The 25,258-nt window shown below is 45.9% G+C and carries 21 protein-coding genes; 11 read left to right on the forward strand and 10 right to left on the reverse strand.

Annotated elements, in window-relative coordinates:
• The first annotated feature begins 35 nt into the window (after positions 1-35).
• The 6 genes from A8140_RS10490 to A8140_RS10515 all read left to right on the forward strand — a co-directional run bounded on the left by A8140_RS10490 (position 36) and on the right by A8140_RS10515 (position 5,638).
• Positions 36-941 (forward strand): LysR family transcriptional regulator, encoded by a 906-nt coding sequence (locus A8140_RS10490; protein ID WP_005533574.1) that lies wholly within the window; start codon positions 36-38, stop codon positions 939-941.
• Between the two features lie 180 nt (positions 942-1,121).
• Positions 1,122-2,453 carry a paraquat-inducible protein A gene (locus A8140_RS10495; RefSeq protein WP_038863402.1) on the forward strand — a complete coding sequence of 444 codons (1,332 nt, stop codon included), beginning with the start codon at positions 1,122-1,124 and terminating at the stop codon, positions 2,451-2,453.
• Positions 2,446-4,092 carry an intermembrane transport protein PqiB gene (pqiB, locus tag A8140_RS10500; RefSeq protein ID WP_005533576.1) on the forward strand — a complete coding sequence of 549 codons (1,647 nt, stop codon included), beginning with the start codon at positions 2,446-2,448 and terminating at the stop codon, positions 4,090-4,092. Before A8140_RS10495 ends, pqiB begins: the two co-directional genes overlap by 8 nt.
• Complete coding sequence (locus tag A8140_RS10505) at positions 4,092-4,661, forward strand: PqiC family protein (RefSeq protein WP_005533578.1); 570 nt, start codon at positions 4,092-4,094, stop codon at positions 4,659-4,661. Before pqiB ends, A8140_RS10505 begins: the two co-directional genes overlap by 1 nt.
• A gap of 106 nt (positions 4,662-4,767) precedes the next feature.
• Complete coding sequence (locus A8140_RS10510) at positions 4,768-5,250, forward strand: SRPBCC domain-containing protein (RefSeq protein ID WP_005533580.1); 483 nt, start codon at positions 4,768-4,770, stop codon at positions 5,248-5,250.
• 148 nt (positions 5,251-5,398) lie between these two features.
• Positions 5,399-5,638 (forward strand): hypothetical protein, encoded by a 240-nt coding sequence (locus A8140_RS10515; protein ID WP_033000342.1) that lies wholly within the window; start codon positions 5,399-5,401, stop codon positions 5,636-5,638.
• Positions 5,639-5,748: 110 nt separating this feature from the next.
• Here A8140_RS10515 and A8140_RS10520 read toward each other — a convergent pair whose 3' ends face one another.
• From A8140_RS10520 to sohB, 8 genes are all read right to left on the reverse strand, one after another.
• Positions 5,749-7,596: an extracellular solute-binding protein gene (locus tag A8140_RS10520; RefSeq protein WP_005533584.1), complete on the reverse strand. Its 1,848-nt coding sequence runs from the start codon at positions 7,594-7,596 to the stop codon at positions 5,749-5,751.
• Between the two features lie 423 nt (positions 7,597-8,019).
• Positions 8,020-8,721, reverse strand: a complete 702-nt coding sequence (gene pyrF, locus A8140_RS10525; RefSeq protein ID WP_005431048.1) for an orotidine-5'-phosphate decarboxylase — start codon at positions 8,719-8,721, stop codon at positions 8,020-8,022.
• An 82-nt stretch (positions 8,722-8,803) separates the two neighbouring features.
• On the reverse strand, positions 8,804-9,979 hold the full coding sequence (gene lapB, locus A8140_RS10530) for a lipopolysaccharide assembly protein LapB (RefSeq protein ID WP_005431114.1): 1,176 nt from the start codon (positions 9,977-9,979) through the stop codon (positions 8,804-8,806).
• Positions 9,980-9,997: 18 nt separating this feature from the next.
• On the reverse strand, positions 9,998-10,291 hold the full coding sequence (locus A8140_RS10535; RefSeq protein WP_005431104.1) for a lipopolysaccharide assembly protein LapA domain-containing protein: 294 nt from the start codon (positions 10,289-10,291) through the stop codon (positions 9,998-10,000).
• 140 nt (positions 10,292-10,431) lie between these two features.
• Positions 10,432-10,716 carry an integration host factor subunit beta gene (gene ihfB, locus A8140_RS10540; protein ID WP_005431133.1) on the reverse strand — a complete coding sequence of 95 codons (285 nt, stop codon included), beginning with the start codon at positions 10,714-10,716 and terminating at the stop codon, positions 10,432-10,434.
• A gap of 213 nt (positions 10,717-10,929) precedes the next feature.
• Positions 10,930-12,600 (reverse strand): 30S ribosomal protein S1, encoded by a 1,671-nt coding sequence (gene rpsA / locus A8140_RS10545; protein ID WP_005533588.1) that lies wholly within the window; start codon positions 12,598-12,600, stop codon positions 10,930-10,932.
• Between the two features lie 110 nt (positions 12,601-12,710).
• Positions 12,711-13,391 carry a (d)CMP kinase gene (gene cmk, locus A8140_RS10550; protein WP_005533590.1) on the reverse strand — a complete coding sequence of 227 codons (681 nt, stop codon included), beginning with the start codon at positions 13,389-13,391 and terminating at the stop codon, positions 12,711-12,713.
• Between the two features lie 210 nt (positions 13,392-13,601).
• On the reverse strand, positions 13,602-14,663 hold the full coding sequence (sohB, locus tag A8140_RS10560) for a protease SohB (protein WP_005533592.1): 1,062 nt from the start codon (positions 14,661-14,663) through the stop codon (positions 13,602-13,604).
• A gap of 278 nt (positions 14,664-14,941) precedes the next feature.
• On the opposite strand from sohB, the gene A8140_RS10565 reads away from it, so the two are divergent.
• The 4 genes from A8140_RS10565 (at position 14,942) to A8140_RS10580 (ending at position 21,001) form a co-directional block, all read left to right on the forward strand.
• Positions 14,942-15,688: a YciK family oxidoreductase gene (locus A8140_RS10565; RefSeq protein ID WP_005533594.1), complete on the forward strand. Its 747-nt coding sequence runs from the start codon at positions 14,942-14,944 to the stop codon at positions 15,686-15,688.
• A 131-nt stretch (positions 15,689-15,819) separates the two neighbouring features.
• Complete coding sequence (gene imuA / locus A8140_RS10570; RefSeq protein ID WP_005533596.1) at positions 15,820-16,512, forward strand: translesion DNA synthesis-associated protein ImuA; 693 nt, start codon at positions 15,820-15,822, stop codon at positions 16,510-16,512.
• A gap of 4 nt (positions 16,513-16,516) precedes the next feature.
• Positions 16,517-17,920, forward strand: coding sequence for a Y-family DNA polymerase (locus tag A8140_RS10575; RefSeq protein ID WP_005533597.1), 1,404 nt, complete (start codon positions 16,517-16,519; stop codon positions 17,918-17,920).
• A gap of 6 nt (positions 17,921-17,926) precedes the next feature.
• Positions 17,927-21,001, forward strand: a complete 3,075-nt coding sequence (locus tag A8140_RS10580; protein ID WP_005533599.1) for an error-prone DNA polymerase — start codon at positions 17,927-17,929, stop codon at positions 20,999-21,001.
• A 99-nt stretch (positions 21,002-21,100) separates the two neighbouring features.
• On the opposite strand, the gene A8140_RS10585 is transcribed toward A8140_RS10580, so the two are convergent.
• Together A8140_RS10585 and mlc are read right to left on the reverse strand one after the other, a co-directional pair.
• On the reverse strand, positions 21,101-22,042 hold the full coding sequence (locus A8140_RS10585) for a chemotaxis protein CheV (protein WP_005425659.1): 942 nt from the start codon (positions 22,040-22,042) through the stop codon (positions 21,101-21,103).
• Between the two features lie 229 nt (positions 22,043-22,271).
• Complete coding sequence (gene mlc, locus A8140_RS10590) at positions 22,272-23,489, reverse strand: sugar metabolism global transcriptional regulator Mlc (protein WP_005533601.1); 1,218 nt, start codon at positions 23,487-23,489, stop codon at positions 22,272-22,274.
• 319 nt (positions 23,490-23,808) lie between these two features.
• On the opposite strand from mlc, the gene pyk reads away from it, so the two are divergent.
• Positions 23,809-25,251, forward strand: a complete 1,443-nt coding sequence (gene pyk, locus A8140_RS10595) for a pyruvate kinase (RefSeq protein WP_038863406.1) — start codon at positions 23,809-23,811, stop codon at positions 25,249-25,251.
• Positions 25,252-25,258: the final 7 nt, after the last annotated feature.

Raw genomic sequence — 25,258 nt, forward strand, 5'->3', positions numbered from 1 at the left:
AGTCTCATGACTACCGTTTCTGTAAATAATTCAACATGCTCAATAAAGTTAATCTTGCTGATATTCGCTCCTTCGTTTTGATCGCTCAACTGGGAAACTTCACCAAAGCGGCAGAAGCGCTTTCCGTCTCTCGTTCTCATGTGTCTCGCCAAATCAGTGGACTTGAAGCACAGATGGGCGTGACCTTACTAACTCGCACCACACGTACTCTGCGTTTGACCCATGCTGGTGAACGATTTTACCAAGAGTGTGAGAAAGCTCTGCGCGATATCGACCAAGCGTTGATCGCCGCAGTCGACGACACTCAAGAAGTTCGAGGCTTGATTCGCGTAAACTGCGTGGGTGGCTATATCGGCGAGGACATCATTGCCAAATACGTCAATGAGTTCATTTTGGAATACCCGAATATCACCGTAGATTTGGATTTCTCTTCACCACGAATTAACCTGATTGAGGACCAATTCGACGTGGCGATTCGCATGGGCGAGTTGGAAGACGCAGGATTCGTCGCACGTAAACTGATGATGATTGATATGGTGACGCTGGCAAGCCCGAACTACCTCAAAACGCATGGGGAACCAGTGACGCCAAAAGAGCTGGCGAAACATCGCACACTAACTGGCTCTGTCACTCGCTGGAGTTACCGTAATGTGGCTAACCCGCAAGAACACAGTGACGTCATCGTGAAAGGTAATCTGCGTTGTAAAAACGGCAGAGCACTCGTGATGGGCGCACTACACGGTAACGGAATTGTCCGTGTGCCATTAAGTTACTGCGACGAAGAGGTCAAACGAGGCCAACTGGTTAAAGTGATGCCAGAGTGGGAAATCCCCTCTGTTCCCTTGTCTGCCATTTTCCATCGCGACCGTTATCAACCTAAACGTCTTCGTACCTTCATCGACTTCGTTAAAGCCAAATTTGGGCAGGAGTTTGCAGAATAAAAAGACGAAACGCACACGCGCAGCGTCTAAAACGAAGCATGGAACAACACCTGAACCAGTCTCCGAGGCTGTTTTTTTCATTTAAACAGGTTAGAGGCTTGTAAAACACACCCTCAAAAACAAGCGTCTAAGAAGAAAAAGCGTTATTCTTAGTTATTAAAAGTACGAAATAATAACTGAATGAGAGCTCAACCTAATTCACATCAACTGATCTCCTGTGAGGAATGCGGCTTGGTCGTTCGTATCCCCGATATTGAACAAGGTCAAAAAGCCCAGTGCCCCCGCTGTGAGCATTCGCTAACCAAAGTCAACGCCAAGCCGTATCAAAGCGTTATCGCTGTGTCGGTTGCGTGTCTGATCATGTTGGTTTTGAGTATTTCTTTCCCATTTATGTCGTTTAGCGTTCAAGGTTTATCTCAAGAAATCACCTTAATGCACGCGGCGAAGATGTTAGCGGAATTTCATAACGCACTACTCGGCGCCTTGCTGCTCGCAACAGTAGTCGTGTTACCCGCTATTTATGTTGGTTTGATCCTCTTTCTTCACCTCGAAGCCTTAAAATCACTCAAGCACCCATTAGGGAAAAAACGAATCCGCATGGCGAAAACGCTTTGTAGACTCTTATTCCGAGTCGAACCTTGGCTGATGGTTGATGTATTTTTGATTGGCGTTTTGGTGAGCTTGATTAAGATTGCCTCGCTGGCCGAAATCGGCATGGGCAGCTCATTCTGGGCATTCTGTGTGTACACCGTGCTGGTCGTGAAGTGCATTTCGATGGTCGACAAGAGTTGGCTATGGGGACACTTCATTCCTGCGATTGAATTACCAAACGTGAAAGAAGGTGACACACACCATAACGAAAACCACATCGGTTGCCACACTTGTCATCAAATCAATCCAATTGAAGATAAAAAACACCAAAAATGCCTTCGTTGTGATAGCCCGGTACACAGATACAACCCAAAAGATAACATGCAGAAAGCTTGGGCTTTGCTGTTTGCGGCGGTCATTTTCTACATTCCTGCTAATTTATATCCAATGATGTACACCGTGAGCCTTGGTCATTCCGAAGGTTCCACCATCATGGAAGGCGTGGTTCTCCTGTGGCAGCTGGGTTCTTACCCTATTGCAGCAGTTATTTTCTTCGCTAGCGTGTTTATCCCTATGGCAAAAATGCTGGCATTGGCGTGGCTTTACTACAACGCTCAAAAAGCACAGTACTTGCCACCGGAAGAAAGCATTTCCCGTTTAAAGGTCTATCGAATTACAGAATTTATCGGTCGTTGGTCAATGATTGATATTTTTGTTGTCGCAATTTTGGTTGCGCTCGTACAGTTGCAAAACCTAATGGCGATTTACCCTGGTCCAGCTGCACTCTCATTTGCTGCAGTGGTCATACTAACCATGCTCTCTGCAATGATTTTTGACTCGCGTTTGTTGTGGCAATTACCACAAAACGAAGCGCAGGAGCCAATGAACAATTACTTAACTGAGAAAGCCAAATATGAGTGATGAGAACAACGCAACCGCTCAAATAAAACCTCAAAAGCAAGTCTCTGCGATTTGGATCATCCCGCTCCTTGCGCTAGCGATGGGAGCGTGGATGCTGTTCCAATACATCAACAGCACTGGACCAGAAATCACGTTAAAACTTCCTACAGCGGAAGGCATTGAAGTCGGCAAAACAGAAATCAAAGCTCTGAACGTAAAAGTGGGCGTTATCACTGATGTCAAACTTAGCGAAGACTATGACCATATCATTGCTACCGCACAAATGGACAAAGACGCCGATCGCATGCTGCGTGAGGACTCTATGTTCTGGGTGGTGAAACCACGTATTGGTCGCGAAGGTGTCTCTGGCTTAGAGACACTACTATCAGGCGCATATGTTCAATTGCAACCGGGGAAATCAAAGGTAAAAAAAGAGCACTTTGATGTGCTTGACGTTCCACCCGTTGCCTCTCCCGATGCAGAGGGCCTGCGCCTTGTTTTAACACATAGAGAGGCAGGTAAGCTGGGGGTTGGCGATCCTGTCATATACAAAGGCTTTACCGTAGGCCGAGTTGAAGCGACTAGCTTTGATGTCGAAACTCGCCGTGCGCTATACCAGCTGTTTATTTTCAAACCATATGACAGCTTAGTGCGCACCAAAACTCACTTTTGGCTAACATCTGGCGTTGACTTGCAGTTGAATGCGGGAGGCTTTGAGGTGAAATTTGGTTCCTTAGAAAGCCTAATCACAGGCGGAGTTACTTTTGATACTGTACCTGGTTTAGATGCTGGAGATGAAGTCACTGAGGACATGTTGCACTTCCGTCTTTTCGATGATGTGAAGCAAGTACGCGAAGGCATGTACGACGAATACATCCAATTTGTGATGATGTTTGAAGAATCTGTCCGAGGCCTAAAAGCGAAAGCACCGGTTGAATACCGCGGTCTTCGTATCGGTACGGTAATGAAAGTGCCGATGCGTATGCCAAGACCTGAAGAGGATTTCTCAGCGAAGAAAATCCCAGTGCTTGTGCGCATCGAACTTGGCCGCGTTTATGAAAACTTACCATCTAGCCAACTGCAAAAATTCAAAGAGAAACTAGAAGAAGAGTTTACTAAAGGGCTTCGTGGCACACTGAAAACTGGTAACTTGTTAACCGGTGCGCTGTACATCGACACTGACTTCTACCCAGATGAAGAGCCATATGTGCCAAGCAAGTTTGAAGACTATGATGTATTCCCAACGAAGCAAGGTGGTTTCGCCCAAGTTCAACGCCAAGTCAATGACTTCCTCACTAAGCTGAACAGTTTACCGATGGAAGACACGTTGAACTCACTGAATAAGACACTGAAGAACTCAGAAAAAACACTGGCTTCGGCAGAACGCGTAGCGAATAGCGTGGATCGTCTCCTTAACCAAGAAGACACTAAAGCAATTCCAGCGGATATTCGTAAGAGCTTGGAACAGTTACAAAAAACGTTGGATGGCTATGGCCCGAACTCCACCATGTACAGTGAAATGGAGTCAACGTTGAAAGAACTAGAGCAAGTGATGACTGAGTTTAAACCGGTTCTCAAGCAGTTGAATGAAAAACCAAACTCGTTAGTATTCGGTGAAGATGACGTCAACGATCCAACCCCAGTTAGAGGGCAAAAATAATGAAACGCAGACTTTTATTGATCTCTGCCCTTTTGGCAGGTTGTAGCAGTGCACCTGAAGACTCTGGCGCTTTGTATGTCTTACCGGAAGTAAGTTCTGCTAAGGTAAGTGGCACAGCGATTGCTCAGCGTCCACAGCTGGTGGTTCGCCCTGTAGAGCTTGCTAGCTACCTTGCTGACAGCGGTATCGTATATCGAACCTCTGAAACAAAAATAGTTCAAGCGAAACACAATCAGTGGGCGCACAATATCTCTGAGCAAATCACACAACGCATTATTGACGAGCTGCGCAGCAAGCAAAGCCAATACTGGCCGGTTGAAGTAAATAATCAGCTTGACCAAAGTGGTGAGAGCAAACTTTTACTTTCATTTAGCAAGTTTAATGGCAGCTATCAAGGCAACGCTGAAATTGAAGGTGAATGGTTGATTGTTGATGAAAACGGCAAAGTGAAAAATAGCGCACCAGTCAAAATCAACATGCCTTTGCAAGATGATGGCTATGACGCACTTGTCGATGCGCTGTCAGTGGGTTTGAACAACCTAACAGACCAAATCGCAGCCCAATTATAATCCCCCCTCCTCGCCCATTCAGTTCTCTGAGTGGGCGAAGCGTTTCTGCACTTTACGCCACACTCTCCTAAGCTAATAAGAACAAGAGCTATTAGGAACCACCGAGATGAATAAATCGGAAGTTATCTGGCCAGATTATTACCACCCCAAACATGCCCGCATTCATGTTCGTAGCCAAATTGAAATCCCAGAGCCTCCTGAAGTCGTTTGGCAACATTTAGTACGAGCACCAGAATGGCCGGCATGGCGACGTGCAAAAACCATGGTTCAAATCCTTAATGGTGACAACACCTTATGTAAAAACACTATGTTTCGTTGGAAGGCCTCTGGATTTGAAGTGAAGTGCACCGTCGTAGAGTATTTACAGAACCAGCGCTTAGCATGGAAGGGGAAAAGAGGAAGTATCGATATTTATCATGCTTGGGTGCTAGAACCGACGAAGCACGGTTGCTGTATTATTACAGAGAGCACCCAGCGCGGTGGAATCACGTGGTTAACGAAGTACTTCGCGCCAAGGCGGTTAAGAAATTATCACCTCAGATGGTTGGAAGAACTATGCCGTCAATCTCATGGTCATTGCGAAAAATAGCGCGATGGCCTTTCAAACCCAATGCTCAATAAATGCACTCGGCCTGATCTCAATCATATTTGAGACACACCGCTTAAGATACCCTTAGCGAAAATTAGAAATTCCAATCCTATGGCCTATGGGCCAAGAGAAAGGCGTTAAATTAGCAATGTCGATTAACATTTCAGATCTTACCGCTGCGTTAAGCAAGGTCGAGCATATCCATAAAGTTCAACTGGAAAACGTACACCAGTTTTTTAAAGCAAACGAGGCTTTCTCGCTGAATACATTTAGCCAGATCGTTTCGAATAGCTCTATCGATGAACGTTTTAAGACCATCGATGCAGCATTTGCTTCACTTGGTGACGTAAAGACTTACCTATTGGAAGTCTCCTACCTAGTAAGCTAGTAAGCTAGTAAGCTAGTAAGCTAGTAAGCTAGTAAGCTAGTATTTTGAAAATGAAAAAAAGCCCCGACTCAATCAATTTTCGGGGCTTTTTGTTGTTTGCTATTTAGCAACTAGTTCGATGACAACTTGTAACGGTCGTCGATAACCGTCACTTCAGGGAACGATTTGCCCGCCTTCATTGCTTTCTCCGTCTCTTTCTTCACAGATTTATCAATCCAGAAGTTCGCAATGTCCATTGGGTGCAGGATCCACTCAGTATTCTTTGTCATACCATTTTTAGGGATCTTAACCCAACGCCAGTGAGCATCACGGGTGTAAGGCACCATGTAACCAGGAACGATCACGTTCGCATCACCGATGTATTTTTGAATCTGACGAGACAAGTCGTAACGTTTTTGCTGCTCAAACTCGTTGTCATACGCTTCGATCAACTTGTCTAGCTCTGGGCTGCTGTAATTTGTGTGCGCATTCGTTTGTGGCTTGTTAGCGTTGTCTGAGTGGAAGTACTCCCAGTACGCAGGGATCTCACCAGAACCCATGTTCAAGAACGCTAACTGGTGTTTCTTCTCAAGAATGTATTTGAACGCAGAAGAACCATCAACCAAGTTCAGAGTAAACTCTAAGCCTGCTAGCTTAGCTTGCTCTTTCAGGTACGCGATACGCGGCGTATGTGAGTTGTAACCGTAAGTGATGGCAAAGCTTAGACGCTCACCTTTATCGTTCACACGGATACCATCAGAGCCAACTTTGTCGAAGCCCGCTTTCTCGAAGTGTTTGACCGCTTCTGCTGGATCAAATTTTGGCGGTGTGTTGTTTGGATCGTCGTAATCACCATGGCCAAAACCAAGACCATGTGGCTTACGAGAATAGTCACCACGCATGATGTTTTCGATCATGCCGTCATAGTCGGTTGCTGCCATGACACCTTTACGTACTTCTAGGTTATCCAACATTGGCATAGCCGTGTTCATCCAAAGACCACCCGCACCTTGAGGCGACTGGTTAAAGCCCCAGTACTTTTGTACATAGCCTTTCTTGTACACTTCACTGTCCGTTTTATCGTGCCAGAAGTTTGGTAACACCATTTCAAAGTAATCTAAGTTACCCTTTTCAAAGTGCTTCATTGCGATATCTTCATCACGGATAACTGTGATGCGCACTTTGTCTACGTTGTAACGATTTTTGTAGTAACGGTTGTTATAACCCCACCAATCTTCGCCAACGTGTTTGAATGTCACGCTCTTACCTTTCTTCACTTTATCGATGTAGTAAGGTGCTGCTGTAGGCTCAGATTTGAAGTTAAACTTGCGAACAAAATTATCTGGCATGCCATCGTTATTTTCGTCTTTTTCTTTCTTAAAGAAGTGCTCAGGACGAGGCTGGAAACCGTTACTTGGCATGTTGATTAACACCATTAACGAGTCTTCACTTTGTGCGACAGCTAGGTTGACTTTGATGGTGTAATCATCGATTTTCTCAACACTTACAATGCTCGTTTTAAAGAAGTCGTTGTACCACGGATCGATGATGTCTTCCGACGTGTAGTACTTCATCATAAACACGTAATCATCTGCGGTGATCTTCTCACCATCTGACCATTTCGCCGTTTCATCTAATTGAAAGTAAACCGTTTTGTTGTCATCGCCAAATGCCCATGCTTTGGCAAGCTGTGGAATCCATTTACCTGTGTCAGGGTGGCGCTGCGCCAGTTTCGGCGTGCCATCCATTAAGTACTGACGAAGGCCAGAGTTCGCATCTGGGCCTACACTACGAAGTGTCTGTGGGAAACTGCGGATATAGGTGCGGTAAGTACCACCTCGTACTGCTTCTTCTGAAGAAAATAGCGGTTCGTTATTATTCGAAGTCCATTCGATATCTGCAGGTAGTTCAGCCGCATTTAGTTGAAAACTGCTCGCAACCAACATTGCCAGTGCCGAAAATGGCAGGGTCTTTATCATTGTTTTCTTCCTTGTTGTGTTTGCGCAGTACGGCAGGAAAAGTGACGGCAGTGAATCTCGAAGTGACCACGCGCAAAGCGCGGTAAAGGAAATAATGAGAGCAAATACAAAGTGAAGTCCTATCCACTTCCGTATTAATATCAGAGAGTTTCACTAGGTCATCCTGACCTTACAACGCAGTGAATGCATCAACCCCATATTATTCGTTCCACATTTGTAACGCAAGCTACCCATAACACATGGTTGCACTTTCCGGGTATCACAGCAATTTATGTTAGTAAAATGTGATCCTAGCAGTACCATCAGCCACAGCGTTCATCTGGCACGATATGAATAACATCACTCCTAGAGATTTTTACGTGCTGCAAAAACAAAAAAGGTGAAGCGTTCCAACTTCACCTTTGCGCTCAATTCAAAGCAACATTACATGTTTGCTAAGCTATCGTTGATTGACTTAAGAACCGATGCAGGATCCGCCGCCTGAGTAATAGGACGGCCAATAACCAGATAGTCTGATCCCGCTTGGATTGCATCGACTGGTGTCATGATGCGGCGTTGATCGCCTTGCTCTGAACCCGCAGGGCGAATACCCGGAGTTACTAGCTTAAACTCTTTGCCAAGTTCATTCTTCAGAAGTGATGACTCTTGAGCAGAACAGACTACGCCATCAAGACCTGAATTCTTTGTCAGCGTAGCTAGACGAATCACTTGCTCTTGAGGCGCAACGTCCAAGCCAATACCTGCCAAATCACTTTGCTCCATGCTTGTAAGCACAGTCACGCCGATCAGCAGTGGACGGTCTTTACCGTAAGGTTCAAGAATCTCACGAGATGCCGTCATCATACGTTCACCACCACTCGCGTGAACGTTCACCATCCATACACCTAGCTCAGCCGCAGCGCGAACTGCTTTTGAACACGTATTCGGGATATCGTGAAACTTCAGGTCTAGGAATACAGAGAAACCACGTTTATGAAGCTCACGTACGAAATCAGGACCAAATAGCGTAAACATTTCCTTGCCTACTTTTAGGCGACATGACGCAGGATCAATTCTATCTACAAATGCAAGTGCATCCGCTTGGTTATCATAATCCAGTGCGACAATAACTTTTTGGTCGATCATTTCATCTCCTAACTAGTTTTGGTTCTTATTAAAAAGGTTAAAAAAATGCAGCGGACAGAAACTCTGCCAGCTGCATTAAAAATTATTCACCGTCCAATCCTCGGATTGGCTTGATCGTCCCCCATCCTTTACATGATGGACAATGCCAGTAAAGGGAATGCGTGGAGAAACCACACTTCCTACATCGGTAATGCGGTTTTACTTTTAACTGTTCTCCAACCATCGCTTGCAGTGTAGAAAGACTGTCTTTCGCACGACCATCTTCTGCTTCCGCGATATGGTAGTCGATAAGGCGGTAGAAGCCCTTCATGGTTGGGTTTTTCAATAGTTGCTTGGTCAACAGCTCTTGCGCTGCACCAACGCTCTCATGATGTGCCACAAGCTGTGCTAGCATCAGTTCAGACGATACACCGGCTTTCTTATCGATACACGCACGCAAGAACTCTACCAGCTCATCTTCTTGACCAAGGTGGTGATAACACTCGGCAATGGTCGGCAGTACATCACTGATAAAGTCTTTATCTTGTTCAAGTACACCCGTGAGGTATTTAATGGTGTGCTTGTAATCTTCTGACTCCAAATAAACACGGCCCAGCGCAATGCTTGCACGCACACATTTCGGGTCTTCTGACAGTGCTTTCTTGAAGTGTTGAATTGCTTTGCTGGTGTTGCCATCTGCTTGGTCAAGCATCGCTAGTTCACACCAGAAGTGTGCGATGTTGGCACGAATACGAGTACGCTTCTTGCCCATCTTCGCCAACTGGTTGGCGTAATGAATGGCTTTTTCCCACTCACGCGTCTGTTGATAGATAGTAACCAGTTGTTGAAGCGCGCTTTCACGATGGTCTGGCTCCTCAACTAGCTGCTCAAAGATTTTCTCTGCGCGGTCTAAAAAACCAGACGCCATGTAGTCTTTAGCCAGTTGCTGAAGAGCAAGGTTTTTCTGGTCCAGAGTCAGGCCAGAACGAGAAATGAGATTTTGGTGAATGCGAATTGCGCGGTCGACTTCGCCACGAGAACGGAAAAGATTACCCAACGCTAGGTGTGTATCTATCGTTTCGTTATCGACTTGGAGCAATTCAATAAAGTGGTCAACCGCCTTATCTGACTGATCAGATAGGAGCAGGTTAAGACCCGTCACATACTGACGGGATATTTGATGAGATTGCTTCTGCTTGTCTTGCTGAGCGCTGCGATGGCCCATGTACCAGCCATAGGCGGCGGCTATCGGCAATAACAAGAAGAGTAGTTCAAGCATTAAAGTTAAGCCTTATCCTTATGCCTGTTTTTCTACTGCTGGTTTTGCAGGTTTCTCTGCTTCAGCGGGCTCATACTTTTTAAGTTTCTTTTTCAGACGGCGAACTTGAAGCTGAGTCTTGAATTGGATGCTAGCAAAGATAACCCATGCCAGACCAAAGCCAACGACAAAGACCACACCCAGTAGCGTTGATAGGTGGAATTCACCTTTCGCTAGAAGGTAATTGAAAGTCACGATCTCTTGGTTTTGAGAACCTAGAGCCAGTGCAATTAAAAAGAGAGCTAAAACAGCAATGATTTTTATAATTTTCATGTTACATCACCCTTCAAGGAGTAAGTAGGTAAGATTATGCAGTAAAATGTTTCTTCAGACCATGTATATTACCAATAATCTAGTTATAAAAAAGCGGCATACACGAGAGTATGCCGCTTTTTCAAACTAATAAGAGAGCCTTAGCTACCGAGATTCACGCGTTCACGAAGCTCTTTACCAGGTTTGAAGTGAGGAACGTATTTACCTTCCAGCTCCACCTTATCACCCGTTTTAGGGTTGCGACCTACACGAGGTTCGCGGTAATGAAGAGAAAAACTACCGAAGCCACGGATCTCAATACGGTCACCGCTCTCTAATGTAGAGGCCATGTGCTCCAAAATATCTTTTACAGCATCTTCTACCTCTTTCGCTGATAAATGTGTTTGCTCAGCGCAGAGTCTTTCAATCAGTTCAGACTTAGTCATAGTTGCCCTCTTTGAGTATCTTTATCACTCATTATAGTAAGTAATACTAATTCCAACAAACACTTGCTATCAATTCTAGACAAATTTTACACAAAATGCGCAATCAAAAAATGTCTTTTTTTAGCATAGTTTATCAACATTAGTATTACTACTCACAAAGTAGCAAGCATAAAAAAGGAGCCTTGCGGCTCCTTTTTAGCTTAAGCGAGTAAATTATTCGCCTTTAGCAGCTTTGAAAGCGTCAGCCATTGCATTACCAAAAGCAGCTTCGTCTTGCTTGTTGATAGATGCCATTGCTTCTTGCTCATCAGCTTCATCTTTAGCTTTGATAGATAGGTTGATTACGCGGTTCTTACGGTCAACACCTGTGAACTTCGCTTCAACAACATCACCAGCGCTTAGGATTAGAGAAGCATCTTCTACGCGATCGCGAGATACTTCAGAAGCACGGATGTAGCCTTCAACGCCTTCTGCGATTTCAACTGTAGCGCCTTTAGCGTCAACAGCAGTTACAGTAGCGTTAACTAGAACACCTTTCTTGTTATCAGCAACGTAAGCATTGAATGGGTCGTTTTCCATTTGCTTAACGCCTAGAGAGATGCGCTCACGCTCAGCGTCTACTGCTAGAACAACTGCAGAGATCTCGTCGCCTTTCTTGTACTCACGTACAGCTTCTTCGCCAGCAACATTCCAAGAAATGTCAGATAGGTGAACTAGACCGTCGATGCCGCCTTCTAGACCGATGAAGATACCGAAGTCAGTGATAGACTTGATCTTACCAGTAACTTTGTCGCCTTTAGCTTGTGCTTCAGCGAATGACTGCCATGGGTTAGCTTTACACTGTTTCAGACCTAGAGAGATACGACGACGTTCTTCGTCGATCTCAAGAACCATAACCTCAACTTCGTCGCCAACATTAACAACTTTAGATGGGTGGATGTTCTTGTTAGTCCAATCCATTTCTGAAACGTGTACTAGACCTTCAACGCCTTCTTCGATTTCAACGAAGCAGCCGTAGTCAGTTAGGTTAGTTACGCGACCAGTTAGTTTGTGACCTTCTGGGTAACGCTTAGCGATTGCTACCCATGGATCTTCGCCTAGTTGCTTAAGACCAAGTGATACGCGAGTGCGCTCACGGTCGAACTTAAGAACTTTAACTTGGATCTCGTCACCAACGTTAACGATTTCAGATGGGTGCTTAACGCGCTTCCAAGCCATATCTGTGATATGTAGAAGACCGTCAACGCCACCTAGGTCAACGAACGCACCGTAGTCAGTAAGGTTCTTAACGATACCTTTAACTTCAGAACCTTCTTGTAGAGTTTCTAGAAGCTCGTCACGCTCAACGCTGTTCTCAGATTCGATAACTGCACGACGTGAAACAACTACGTTGTTACGTTTTTGGTCAAGTTTGATAACTTTGAACTCTAGCTCTTTGTTTTCTAGGTGAGCAGTGTCGCGGATTGGACGTACGTCTACTAGAGAGCCAGGAAGGAAAGCACGGATACCGTTTAGTTCAACAGTGAAACCGCCTTTAACTTTACCGTTGATGATACCAACAACAGTTTCAGCTTCTTCGTAAGCTTTCTCAAGAACGATCCAAGCTTCGTGACGCTTAGCTTTCTCACGAGAAAGTTGAGTTTCACCGAAACCATCTTCAACAGCGTCTAGAGCTACGTCTACTTCAGCGCCAACTTCAACTTCAAGTTCGCCAGCAGCGTTCTTGAACTGTTCAGCAGGGATAGCAGATTCAGACTTAAGACCAGCGTCAACAAGAACGAAACCGTTCTCGATAGCTACTACAGTACCTTTAACGATGCTGCCTTGTTGGAATTCTGTTTCGTTTAGAAACTCTTCAAAGAGTTGAGCAAAAGATTCAGTCATTTATTTAATCTTCAATAAATTAAACGTCCACGGGTATCCTACCGCATGGGGTTATTAAATTCGCCAGTCATCATCCTTGCGACCAACGCTCTTAGCCTAGCCGAGCGTAATTACTCAGCTAGCTTCGATTCGATATATTGTAGTGCCTTTTCTACCACTTCGTCGATAGTCATCGACGTAGAATCTAGCACAAGCGCATCCTCTGCAGGGCGTAGTGGCGCCACTGGGCGGTTACGATCGCGATCGTCACGCTCTTGGATCTCGCTCAAAAGGTCAGCAAATCTAACATCTAACCCTTTATCTTGCAACTGTTTAAGGCGTCGATTTGCACGCTCTTCTGCGCTCGCATCAAGGAAAATTTTCGCTTGTGCGCCTGTGAATACAACCGTACCCATGTCACGACCATCAGCAACCAGACCCGGAGCGGTCTCAAATGCACGCTGACGACGCAATAATGCTTCACGAACGCGTGGCAGTGCTGCCACTTTAGACGCAGCCATACCGGTTTCTTCTTTACGAAGTTCACCAGAAACATCTTCGCCTTCTAGAATCACTTTTACTAGGTCACCTTCAGCAATAAACTGAACGTCTAGGTGAGTAGCAAGTGGGACAAGCGCGTCTTCTGACTCTGTGTCTACACCGTGGTGAATCGCTGCAAGTGCTAGTACACGATAAATTGCGCCAGAATCCAGAAGGTGGAAGCCCAACTTCTTCGCTAGCAACATACATAAAGTGCCTTTACCTGCACCACTAGGTCCATCTACGGTAACAACCGGAGTTTGAGAGGACATGTTCTTCTCCACCTATAATTTCTTTTTCAGCAATTTGCTCGGTTTTCGAGGCGCGTATTATACGGGTAATCGTCCTCTGGAGCGAGGAAAAATGTTGTGTAAAGCATTACACCCAATGCGCAGTTGGATTCACACTATTGAGGAAAGTTCCAATAAAAACGGCGAAAGTTTCCATCCTCGCCGCTTTAAGTTTGAATCGTATCTTATCGATTAAACAATTGGCTTTTGACCACGCTCTACAAGTTTAAGTACTACGCTATCAGCCACTTTACTTGCAACACCGGCAAGCTTGTCTGCCAGTTTTTTCTTTTGCACGTAATGCACTGCTAGTACGGTTTTCTCTTTGCATGCTGCAACAACTAGATCGTCGGAAGTGCTGATTTCATCTACCAGTCCTAGCTCTTTCGCTTGCGTACCAAACCAGTGTTCACCGGTTGCGACTTTTTCAAGCTCTAGCGCAGGGCGACGCTCACGGATGAAGTCTTTGAACAGTACGTGTGTTTCTTCAAGCTCCTGCTTGAATTTATCACGCGCTTTGTCGGTGTTCTCACCAAACATGGTCAGTGTGCGTTTGTACTCACCTGCCGTTAACTGCTCGTATTCGATATCATGCTTTTTCAACAGTTTGTTGAAGTTAGGGATCTGTGCAATAACGCCGATAGAACCCACAATCGCAAACGGCGCAGACACAATCTTGTCTGCCACACACGCCATCATATAACCGCCACTTGCTGCAACTTTGTCGACAGAAATCGTCAGAGCCAGACCCGCAGCTTTGATTCGGTCAAGTTGAGAAGATGCCAAGCCATAGCCATGAACCATGCCACCACCAGACTCTAGGCGAAGCAGAACTTCATCGCCTTCGCGAGCAACGGCTAATACTGCTGTCACCTCTTCACGTAGTGATGCTACTTCTTTAGCATCGATACTGCCGTTAAAGTCCAGAACGAACAGGTGTGGTTCGCGTTTGCTATCGAGAGAACCTTCTTTGCTCGCTTGTTTGATTTCCTTCTCGCGAGATTTGTTCTTTTCTTTTTCTTCTTTCTTAACCGCTTTATCACGCGCTTTGATGAAAGCGTCATCGTGTAAGTGGTGTTCTAGCTGCTCTACCGCGTCTTTATGGCGCTCAGAAAGGTTAGTGACTTCTAATTCACCTTTTGCCGCACCCGACTTACCACCCGCTGATTTTGCAATAATCAGCAGCACAACGACTGCCGCTACAACGGTGACAATCTTGGCTAAAAACAGACCGTAATCTAATAAAAATTCCAATGAGAGTTCCTCTATCTCATACCAGTAATGGTCATCAATATGTTACGTAGAAAAATCAGAGAGAAGGCGAGAAAATCGGTAACCTTTTGTTCTGATTGATAGTGTTCAAATAACATACCGGACAACCGTTCTGGAATTGGTATAACACATGAATTGGTGTATTGTAACCAACTTGTCACGATTACCAAGATTTTCCATTGAGAAACAGGCGCATTTCTACACAAACGAACATGAAGCCTGTACGTCGGAACTAGATACAATAATAAGGATTTACTACCGTGAACTACTCCATTTCAGCAGATGCCCTAAAAGGTAAAGTCATTCTTGTCACTGGTGCAGGTAATGGTATCGGTCGCCAAGCTGCACTTTCTTACGCTCAGCATGGTGCGACTGTGATTCTACTTGGTCGAAACGTTCAGAACCTTGAATCCATTTACGATGAAATCGAATCTGCGGGCTACCCTAAGCCAGCGATCATCCCACTTGACCTGAAAGGTGCAACAAAGCAGCACTACATCGATATGGCAGAAACCATCGAGGGTCAATTTGGTCGCTTGGATGGCCTATTGCACAACGCCGGCGTTCTCAGCACGCTATGTCCGTTTGAGCAAATCAACGAAGAAGACTTCGACGACATCATGCAAATCAACGTGAAAGCCGAAGTGCTGATGACTCAAGCTCTGCTACCTATCATGCGTAAATCAGATGCGGGTCGTATTGTCTTTACCTCTTCGACAGTTGGTCATTCTGGTCGTGCTTTCTGGGGTCCATACGCCATTTCTAAGTTTGCCGTAGAAGGTATGATGCAGGTATTGGCAGATGAGCTAAGTGACACACCAATGCGTGTTAACGCAATTAACCCGGGAGCAACTCGTACTCGCATGCGTGAAAAAGCCTACCCAGGTGAAGATGCGAACACACTAAAAACAGCACTGGACATCATGCCGCTTTACTTGCACTTGATGGACCCAACAGTGACTGGTGTAAATGGTCAGTGTATCGACGCGCAGCCAAAGCGTAAGTAATCAACTCAGGTTACCTCACATAATCGATTGAAAAGGCAGCAAACGCTGCCTTTTTTCGTATTTCTGCCTATAAAAATCTTGCGACTTTCCACCACAGAAATATACTGTACATATATACAGGTATTTTATTTATGCAAGACATTATCCAGCACTTAAAAAGCCAACACCTTGTTTGGCAAGCAAATTTAACCAAAGCGGACGACCATCAGTTCCTACATAGCTCTGGTTTTCCTGAACTCGACGCACTGCTTGGCGGCGGCTTTCCTCCTCACGGCGTGGTGGAAATGGAATCCGTTGGCAGTATTGGCGAACTACGTTTGCTTGCGCCTTATTTAGAAGCGTCTCTTTCGAGAGGAGTGACGGCATTCATTCAACCACCTGCGTTAATAAATTCATTGTTCCTCCACAGTATTGGATTGGACATCAACCAAGTATGGGTAATCACGCCTGAACATCAACGCGATGCGCTGTGGGCAGCCGAGCAATGCCTCAAGAGCGGCGTGTGCACCAACGTTTTGTTATGGCAGGATGAACTAGAGATCCATCAAGTAAAACGTCTACAAGTGGCGAGTGAACAAGGCTCTTGCCCTTTGTTTATGCTCAAGCCTAACATGACCAACCGTTTGTCTTTACCTGTGTCACTGAGTTTAAAACTGCAAGGTCATGAACAAGGCGTCAGCGTGGAAGTTCTCAAACGAAAAGGCGGCTGGAGTAAAGGTAGTGTCGATATCAGCTTCCAGCACCACTACCCGCAACTGGTAATGCCAAGCACAACTCTCATTCCATCGACTGTGGTAAATTTCCCATTGGCGAGTCAGGGTTAATAATATGGTTTTGTGGATTTACTTGCACTTCCCTCGCCTACAGTTAGATGCCCTCTTTGGTGATAACCAAGAGCAACCCGTGATAATTGTAGAAAGCCAACGTTGTCGGATCATTCAATACAATGAGATTGCCGAGCAACAAGGCATTAAGCCAAATATGGGCTTGGGTAGCGCGGCTTCTTTGTGCCGAGATTTACAAGTGCATCCTTATCATCCGCAAACCGAATTGAGCAAGTTACAAGAAATTGCTCAATGGCTTTATCTGATTACTTCTGATGTCGTATTGATGCCAAACCAAGGTATTCTGCTACGCGCAACCCCGATGCTTAATATGTATGAAGGACTACAAAACTATTGGACTAAAGTCAGTGCTCATTTATCAGAGCTGAAACTGAGTTTTCAATTCGGGTGTGGCTTTTCGCCTTTTTCTGCCAAGTTGATGGCACTAGCAGGGGCGAACTTCATCAGCGAAGACAAATCTGCCGTGCAGCAAGCCTTATCACCACTGCCGCTCACATTAACGGATTTATCAAGCACTACCGTAGAGAAGCTACAACGTGTAGGTGTCACCAAACTGCAAGGGTTACTTGAACTACCACTGCAAGACATCGCGCGTCGATTCGACATTGATTTGGTGAACTATGTTGGTCGCCTGACAGGGCAATTTAAACATCCTGTCGACTTTTATCACCCAACCGAACCCTTCCAAGTCTATTTGGAACTGTTGTTTGAGATTGAAAACGTCCAATGGGTGGAGAAGCCACTGGCTAAATTGCTTCGTCAACTCGAAACCTTTCTCAAGCTGCGCGATAAAGTCGCGTTTGAGCTGTGTTTAACCCTGCATCAGCGGGACAAACAAGCACAGCACCTTCAACTCACATCCGCGCAAGGCGATTACTTGTGCCAACGCTGGCAACAATTGGCGAGTTTGAGTTTGGAATCCGTCACGTTAAACGGTCCTGTTATTGGCCTGACGTTAAAAGTAGAGCGTCAAGGTGAACCTTTAAGCTCTGCACGCGATTTCTTTGCTGGGCAAAAAGGCCAAATGAACGCGTTAGAGCTGCTCTCTTTACTGCAAGCTAAATTGGGCAAAAGTGCGGTACTCAAACCCAATATAGCCTGCGACCCAAGGCCAGAGAAAGCCAACCAATATCGCCCAGCCGATGAGCCGGATGTCCCGATTAACACCATCCCTGCTCTGCTGCGACCCGCGATGCAATTACCCGAACCTATCGTGCTACAAGAGCAAGTCTCTCTAGTTCATGGGCCAGAGCGGATTGTCTCTGGATGGTGGGATGGCGATGAGATCATGCGTGATTACTACATTGCACACACCAAGCAAGGTCGCTGGTTATGGGTGTTTCGCGATCAGCACAAGCACTGGTTTCTCCATGGCTATTTTTGTTAGGTCGTTATGAGTTACGCAGAACTGTTTTGTCAGTCCAACTTCTCCTTTCTCACCGGCGCTTCTCATGCAGAAGAGTTGGTATTGCAGGCGGCGTTTTATCGCTATCAAGCCATTGCGATCACCGATGAGTGCTCAGTTGCAGGCGTAGTGAAAGCTCATGCTACCATCGAGCAGCATAAACTCGACATCAAACAAATCGTCGGCAGTATGTTTTGGCTCAATGATGAATGCCAAGTGGTACTGCTTTGCCCTTGCCGTAAAGCTTATGCTGAGCTGTGTCGGATCATCACCAATGCGAGACGTCGAAGCGAGAAAGGCAGTTATCAATTGTCTGAGTGGGATTTGATGTCGGTTCGCCATTGTTTTGTACTGTGGCTCCCAACTAATCAAGAGAGCGACCATTATTGGGGACGCTGGCTCCAGCAGCATCACGCTCATCGTTTATGGGTCGCGATTCAGCGTCATTTAGGTGGCGACGACGATGCCTACACCACGCACTGTGAGTTACTGGCAAACGAGTTCCAATTGCCAATTGCCGCTTGTGGCGGCGTCTTAATGCATGCCGTTGAGCGCTTACCTTTGCAACATGTCCTGACAGCAGTAAAGCACGGTTGTAGCGTTGATAAGCTCGGCTTTGGTCGTTTATCCAATGCTGAGCGAGCATTGCGCCCACTGAATAAACTGTCTCGAATTTACAAGTCTGAATGGCTAGAAGAAAGCACCCATATTGCGGACTTGTGCGAATTCAAACTCTCAGATTTGAAATACGAATACCCAACAGAACTGATTCCTGATGGTTACACCCCTACTTCTTATCTACGTATGTTGGTCGAGCGTGGTAAAAAGTTGCGCTTTCCTGAGGGCATACCCGCAGATATTCATCAAACCATCGAGAATGAGTTAGCGCTCATTGAAGAGCTGGAATATCACTATTACTTTCTCACCATCCACGACATCGTGATGTTTGCTAAACAGCAAGGCATTCTCTATCAAGGGCGAGGCTCTGCGGCAAACTCGGTGGTGTGTTACTGCTTAGAAATCACCGCCGTCGATCCTAGACAAATCTCGGTTCTGTTCGAACGCTTTATTAGCCGAGAGCGAGAAGAGCCGCCAGACATTGACGTCGACTTTGAACACGAGCGTCGTGAAGAAGTCATTCAATATATCTACAAGAAGTACGGGCGCGAGCGTGCCGCTTTAGCAGCTACCGTGATCAGCTATCGCTTTAAAAGCGCCGTGCGTGAGGTAGGTAAAGCGTTGGGGATTGAAGAAACTCAGCTAGACTTCTTCATCAAAAACGTGAATCGCCGTGATCGTAGCCAAGGTTGGCAAGCGCAAATCATCGAATTGGGGTTACAACCCGAGTCGTTAAAGGGCCAGCAATTTATCCAGTTGGTGAACGAGATCATCGGCTTTCCGCGCCATTTATCTCAGCACGTGGGCGGCTTTGTGATTTCATCAGGCCCTTTGTATGAACTGGTGCCTGTCGAAAATGCTTCGATGGAAGATCGTACTATTATTCAATGGGATAAAGATGATTTAGAAAGCTTAAAGCTGTTAAAAGTCGATGTTCTTGCTCTCGGCATGTTGAATGCGATCCGTAAATGCTTTCAATTGGTCGAGAAACACCACCAGCGATCCCTGTCGATTGCCGAGATCACGTGCCTGCAAGATGATCCGCACGTATACCGCATGATCCAAAAAGCGGACACCGTTGGCGTGTTTCAAATTGAGTCTCGCGCACAAATGAGCATGCTGCCACGCTTAAAGCCTGCACGTTACTACGACTTAGTCGTACAGATTGCTGTTGTCCGTCCGGGCCCAATCCAAGGTGATATGGTCCATCCGTTTCTAAAACGACGAAATGGTGAAGAGCCGATCAGTTATCCATCGGAAGAAGTGAAAAGCGTACTAGAGCGCACTATGGGCGTGCCGATTTTCCAAGAACAAGTGATCAAACTCGCGATGGTCGCCGCAGGGTTCAGTGGTGGTGAAGCCGATCAACTTCGCCGAGCAATGGCTGCATGGAAGAAGAACGGCGATCTTGCCAAGTTCAAACCGAAGTTAATCGACGGGATGCGTGAACGTGGCTATGACTTAGAGTTTGCGGAACGCATCTTCGATCAAATCTGCGGCTTCGGTGAGTATGGCTTCCCAGAAAGTCACTCCGCCTCTTTTGCTGTGCTGGCTTACTGCTCTGCATGGTTAAAGTTTTACTATCCTGCTGAGTTCTATACTGCCCTACTAAATAGCCAACCAATGGGTTTTTATAGCCCTTCGCAATTGATTCAAGATGCGCGCCGACATGGTGTCGAAGTGCTGCCTGTTTGCATCAATCACTCTTCGTATCAGCACCATTTGGTTCAGCGTCCTAATGGCCGTCTTGGTGTGCAACTGGGCTTTCGTTTAGTAAAGGGCTTTAATCAAGAAAGCGCTTCTCGACTGGTTGAGCGCCGACCAAGCACTGGCTATCGTGCTATCCAAGAGGTGAAACAGATCTTAAGAAACCGCCGCGACATTGAATTACTCGCTTCTGCCAATACGTTTCAGATCCTTTCTGGCAATCGCTATAACGCGCGATGGGCTGCGATGGACTCGTTGTCAGATTTGCCTTTGTTTAATCACATAGAAGAACCAATGGCGAATTACCAAGCTCAACCTTCTGAATACGAGAATTTGATTGAAGATTACGCCAGCACCGGATTATCACTGAGCCGACACCCGATTACTCTGCTGGAAGAAGCAGGCAAGTTACCACGCTTTACTCGGATGAAGCAGTTGGTAGAAAAGGAGCACAAGTCTTTAGTGACGATCGTAGGTGTTGTGACAGGTAGACAATCTCCAGGCACGGCAGCAGGTGTGACCTTTTTCACTTTAGAAGATGATACGGGCAACATTAATGTGGTGGTCTGGCGAGCAACCGCGCGCGCCCAAAAGCAAGCTTATCTCACTTCGAAAGTCTTGATGGTCAAAGGGATTTTAGAAAGAGAAGGAGAAGTGACGCATGTAATTGCAGGAAAGCTCATCGATTGCACACACAACCTTGCTGAGCTAAAAAGTAAATCTCGTGACTTCCATTAAGCCATCGCGTTTTGATGGCGGGAAAAAGCGTGCGCCGGAAAAAGTAAAGGGAGGTCAAGCCTCCCTTTTTGATTCTGCTGAATTAATTTTCAGCCATCTTTATACGATTTGGCGCATCCGCTCTTGTGCTACTTGAACCAAGAGATCGGGCTGGAATTTAGAGATAAAACGATCGCATCCAACCTTTTGCACCATAGCTTCATTAAAGCTTCCACTTAACGACGTGTTCAGCGTAATAAACAGTTTCGACATGCGAGGATCAGAACGCACTTCATGCGTGAGTCTGTAACCATCCATTTCTGGCATTTCCGCGTCTGTAATCATCATCAACAGTTCTTTCTCAACGTCTTTGCCCTCATCACACCAACGCTTGAGTACTGTTAAAGCTTCTAGGCCATCACGACACTCAATGATGTTCAAACCAAGCTGAGATAGCGTGTCACGAACTTGATTACGTGCTGTTGAGGAATCATCAACAATAAGCACGTTACGACCAACCATAGCGTGAGCGAGATCTTGGTCTAAAATGCCATCGGAGATAGTCACATCATAGTGAACAATTTCCGCCAGCACTTTCTCGACATCAATGATTTCAACGATTTGAGATGAATCACCATCTTTCACTTGGGTGATGGCAGTTAGGTAATTAGAACGGCCAGATGTAGACGGCGGTGGCTGAATCTCAGTCCATGCGGTATTGATAATGTTACGCACAGGTCCAACAAGGAAGCCCTGAATCGAGCGGTTGTATTCAGTAATGATCAAGTTCTCTTCTTCTGCCTCTCCACGCAATGGTGGGAAGCCAATCGAACAACGCAAATCAATCACTGGTACCGCTTCACCACGTAAAGAAGCCACTCCACGGATGTTATAGTGAGAGCCCGGCAGTTTGGTCAGTGGAGGCAGCTTGATCACCTCTTTCACTTTAAAAACGTTAATCGCAAACAACTGGCGACTATTTAACGTGAACAGCAAAAGTTCTAGTCGGTTTTCACCCACCAGATTTGTGCGCTGATCAACCGTATTTAACACTCCGGACATACCACTACCTAACCTTAAATCACTACCTTCCACTCTTTACAGAAAACCGTGTTGAAACAACAAAGTAAACTTTTTTATGAGTGTTCTACCATACTTACGGAAATTACATTAATGCCATGGATATAGCAATGAAGCAGCGCTCAGATTGATGTTTTCAGCACTGGGAAGATCAAAAAAGGGTGAACGACACCGATCACCCCTTAAAATAACGCTATGAATGTAGGAAAGATTAGCCTTCAATCACCTTCATCAGCAGCTGACCATCGTACAGCGCTTGCTTAATCAATGCGGCTCCGGGCATAGTCGCTTGTTTGTAGAAACGAGATTCCACCAGCTCAAGATCTTGATGGTAAACAGGAAGACTTTGCTCTTCTATACAACGTCGAACGGCTGGATAAAGCACATCCTTCGCTTGGTTGATAACCCCACCGATGAGAATTTTTTCTGGGTTGAACAAGTTAATAACTATTGCAACAGCCGAGCCTAAATAGCGCCCCAGTTTCTCAATCACGTCAACCGCAAGAGGATCGCCGTTCGCAGCAGCTTCACAAATGCTCTCGATACTCATCTCTTCTTGCTCTGCAAGGATAGAAGCTTCGCCATTTGCAATGCGAGTGACCACTTCTTCACGGATAGCCTGTGAACTGGCCACAGTTTCCAAACAACCAATATTGCCACAGTGGCAGCGCTTGCCGTTCGGGTCAATTTGGATATGCCCCAATTCACCAATGTTACCGTGTCGGCCTTGCAGCACTCGACCGTCCAAGATAATACCAGCGCCTAAGCCGTGGTGGATGGAGATAAGAACCGAGTTATCGTTATCTTGAGAATGACCAAACAGTTTCTCAGCCAACGCCCAAGCTCGTGTGTCGTTAGCAATAAAAACAGGTAAGCCTGTTGCTTTATAGATCTCAGGGCCTAGCGCTAAATTCTCAACATTGTAATGTGGCATCTGCAATACAATGCCCTGCTCTGAGTTCACCAGACCAGGTAACGTAATGGCGATACTGGTTACACGGTCAAGTTGATCGGCGTAGGTTTGGAAGAATTCATCAATTTCGTAGAGTAAGCGTTCCAAAACATCATCTTGATCGCGCTCATGGATATCGATTTTGGTATCAATCAGAACGTCACCGCCAAGCTCATGAAGAGCGATGGTCAAGTAACCGCGACCTAAACGCATCGACAAGAATTGCCAACCTTCATTATTGACCTGCAAACCCACCGCTGGGCGACCACGACTGGTGGCTTCCTGAACGGTTGTTTCATGAATCAAATGGGCTTCAATCAACTCTCGAGTGATCTTAGTGATACTCGCAGGCGCAAGCTCACTTTGCTTGGACAAATCGATTCGAGATATTGGACCCTTGAGGTCAATTAGTTTGTATACACGACCAGCATTGACCTGTTTGATATGATCAATATGGCCCGGTTGAGCCATGTACATCTTGCACTCCGAAATTTTATTACGGGATAATTTTTTTACTTTGCGAAGTAATTGTGAAGTGAATTGATAAATCCCCGTGACAAGCATCACGTATAAACATGTTTGTTTGTGTATTCAATCAAATAACGAGAAATCTACTCCTGTTAAATTGTTTGAAAAATGACTTATTTTATTCGTCAAATTAGGTAGCAATACCTGCGACAGGATGTTTTTTCAGTACTTTGACCTGAATACGAACAATCTGTACACACTATGCATATAATTAGCGAGAATAGAATTCGACTTATCTCACCCTACACCTGCATTCTTCGGAGAATCTATGACTTCTATATTAAGAAGAACAAAAATTGTCACAACGCTTGGCCCTTCAACCGATAAAGACAATGTCCTTGAGGAGATCATCAAAGCGGGAGCCAACGTCGTCCGCATGAACTTCTCTCACGGTACCAGTGAGGATCACATCCTACGTGCGCAAAAAGTCCGTGCCATCGCCGCGAAACTTGGTCGCCAAGTCGCTATTCTCGGTGATCTTCAAGGCCCTAAAATTCGGGTTTCCACATTCAAAGATGGAAAAATTCACCTCAGTGTGGGTGATAAATTCACGCTAGACAGCGACTTACCAAAAGGCGAAGGCAACCAAGAGTCCGTTGGCTTAGATTACAAAGAACTGCCACAAGACGTCTCACCTAACGACATTCTGTTGCTTGACGATGGTCGAGTACAACTACAAGTAACCAGCGTTGAAGGCAATAAAGTTCATACCCGCGTCACTGTTGGAGGCCCTCTTTCCAACAACAAAGGCATCAACAAAAAAGGCGGCGGTCTGTCTGCAGATGCACTAACAGACAAAGACAAGGCCGATATCCTAACGGCGGCTGAAATCAAAGTTGATTACTTAGCAATCTCATTCCCTCGCAACGGCGAAGACATGAACTACGCACGACGCTTGGCTCGCGATGCTGGTTTAGAGGCAAAACTTGTCGCTAAAGTAGAGCGCGCAGAAACCGTCGCAAACAATGAGTCAATTGATGACATCATCCTTGCTTCTGACGTAGTCATGGTGGCGCGTGGCGACCTTGGGGTAGAAATTGGCGATCCAGAACTTATCGGCGTACAGAAAAAGCTGATTCGCCGTGCGCGTAGCTTAAACCGCATTGTTATCACTGCAACCCAAATGATGGAATCTATGATGGCCGCACCGATGCCAACTCGTGCAGAAGTGATGGACGTTGCCAACGCCGTGCTTGATGGTACAGACGCCGTTATGCTCTCAGGTGAAACGGCTGCGGGTTTATACCCAGTAGAAACTGTTAAATCCATGGCAGAAGTCTGCATGGGTGCAGAAAAGATGTCGGAAGCAAGTCTGTCGACTTACCGATTGGACCGCACGTTTGCGACCGCAGAAGAGACCATTGCGATGTCGACCATGTATGCCGCTAACCATATGGAAGGCGTGAAAGCGATGGTGTCACTAACAGAGTCGGGCCGCACAGCACTCATGATGTCTCGCCTAAGTTCTGGCCTACCGATTTTTGCCCTGTCTCGCAATGAATCAACGCTAAACCGGGCAGCATTATACCGTGGCGTTACACCCGTATTCTTTGACTCAAAAGGCGGTGCTGGTTTGACGACAGCTCATGCTGCGATCGTGACATTGAAAGAACAAGGTCTATTGGATGAAGGCGATCTAGTCATCTTCACACAGGGCGATGTGATGGACGTTGTGGGCTCCACAAACTGCATGCGTATCTTGTCGGCATAAGCAGAGT

Origin of the sequence: Vibrio campbellii CAIM 519 = NBRC 15631 = ATCC 25920, assembly GCF_002163755.1 — a bacterium.
Lineage (GTDB): Bacteria > Pseudomonadota > Gammaproteobacteria > Enterobacterales > Vibrionaceae > Vibrio > Vibrio campbellii.

Bases quoted from the DNA above. Each gene is read 5' to 3' on its own strand.
- A8140_RS10490 (WP_005533574.1), top strand. From the start codon at position 36: ATGCTCAATAAAGTTAATCTTGCTGATATTCGCTCCTTCGTTTTGATC.
- A8140_RS10495 (WP_038863402.1), top strand. From the start codon at position 1,122: ATGAGAGCTCAACCTAATTCACATCAACTGATCTCCTGTGAGGAATGC.
- pqiB (WP_005533576.1), top strand. From the start codon at position 2,446: ATGAGTGATGAGAACAACGCAACCGCTCAAATAAAACCTCAAAAGCAA.
- A8140_RS10505 (WP_005533578.1), top strand. From the start codon at position 4,092: ATGAAACGCAGACTTTTATTGATCTCTGCCCTTTTGGCAGGTTGTAGC.
- A8140_RS10510 (WP_005533580.1), top strand. From the start codon at position 4,768: ATGAATAAATCGGAAGTTATCTGGCCAGATTATTACCACCCCAAACAT.
- A8140_RS10515 (WP_033000342.1), top strand. From the start codon at position 5,399: ATGTCGATTAACATTTCAGATCTTACCGCTGCGTTAAGCAAGGTCGAG.
- A8140_RS10520 (WP_005533584.1), bottom strand. From the start codon at position 7,596: ATGATAAAGACCCTGCCATTTTCGGCACTGGCAATGTTGGTTGCGAGC.
- pyrF (WP_005431048.1), bottom strand. From the start codon at position 8,721: ATGATCGACCAAAAAGTTATTGTCGCACTGGATTATGATAACCAAGCG.
- lapB (WP_005431114.1), bottom strand. From the start codon at position 9,979: ATGCTTGAACTACTCTTCTTGTTATTGCCGATAGCCGCCGCCTATGGC.
- A8140_RS10535 (WP_005431104.1), bottom strand. From the start codon at position 10,291: ATGAAAATTATAAAAATCATTGCTGTTTTAGCTCTCTTTTTAATTGCA.
- ihfB (WP_005431133.1), bottom strand. From the start codon at position 10,716: ATGACTAAGTCTGAACTGATTGAAAGACTCTGCGCTGAGCAAACACAT.
- rpsA (WP_005533588.1), bottom strand. From the start codon at position 12,600: ATGACTGAATCTTTTGCTCAACTCTTTGAAGAGTTTCTAAACGAAACA.
- cmk (WP_005533590.1), bottom strand. From the start codon at position 13,391: ATGTCCTCTCAAACTCCGGTTGTTACCGTAGATGGACCTAGTGGTGCA.
- imuA (WP_005533596.1), top strand. From the start codon at position 15,820: ATGCAAGACATTATCCAGCACTTAAAAAGCCAACACCTTGTTTGGCAA.
- A8140_RS10575 (WP_005533597.1), top strand. From the start codon at position 16,517: ATGGTTTTGTGGATTTACTTGCACTTCCCTCGCCTACAGTTAGATGCC.
- A8140_RS10580 (WP_005533599.1), top strand. From the start codon at position 17,927: ATGAGTTACGCAGAACTGTTTTGTCAGTCCAACTTCTCCTTTCTCACC.
- A8140_RS10585 (WP_005425659.1), bottom strand. From the start codon at position 22,042: ATGTCCGGAGTGTTAAATACGGTTGATCAGCGCACAAATCTGGTGGGT.
- mlc (WP_005533601.1), bottom strand. From the start codon at position 23,489: ATGTACATGGCTCAACCGGGCCATATTGATCATATCAAACAGGTCAAT.
- pyk (WP_038863406.1), top strand. From the start codon at position 23,809: ATGACTTCTATATTAAGAAGAACAAAAATTGTCACAACGCTTGGCCCT.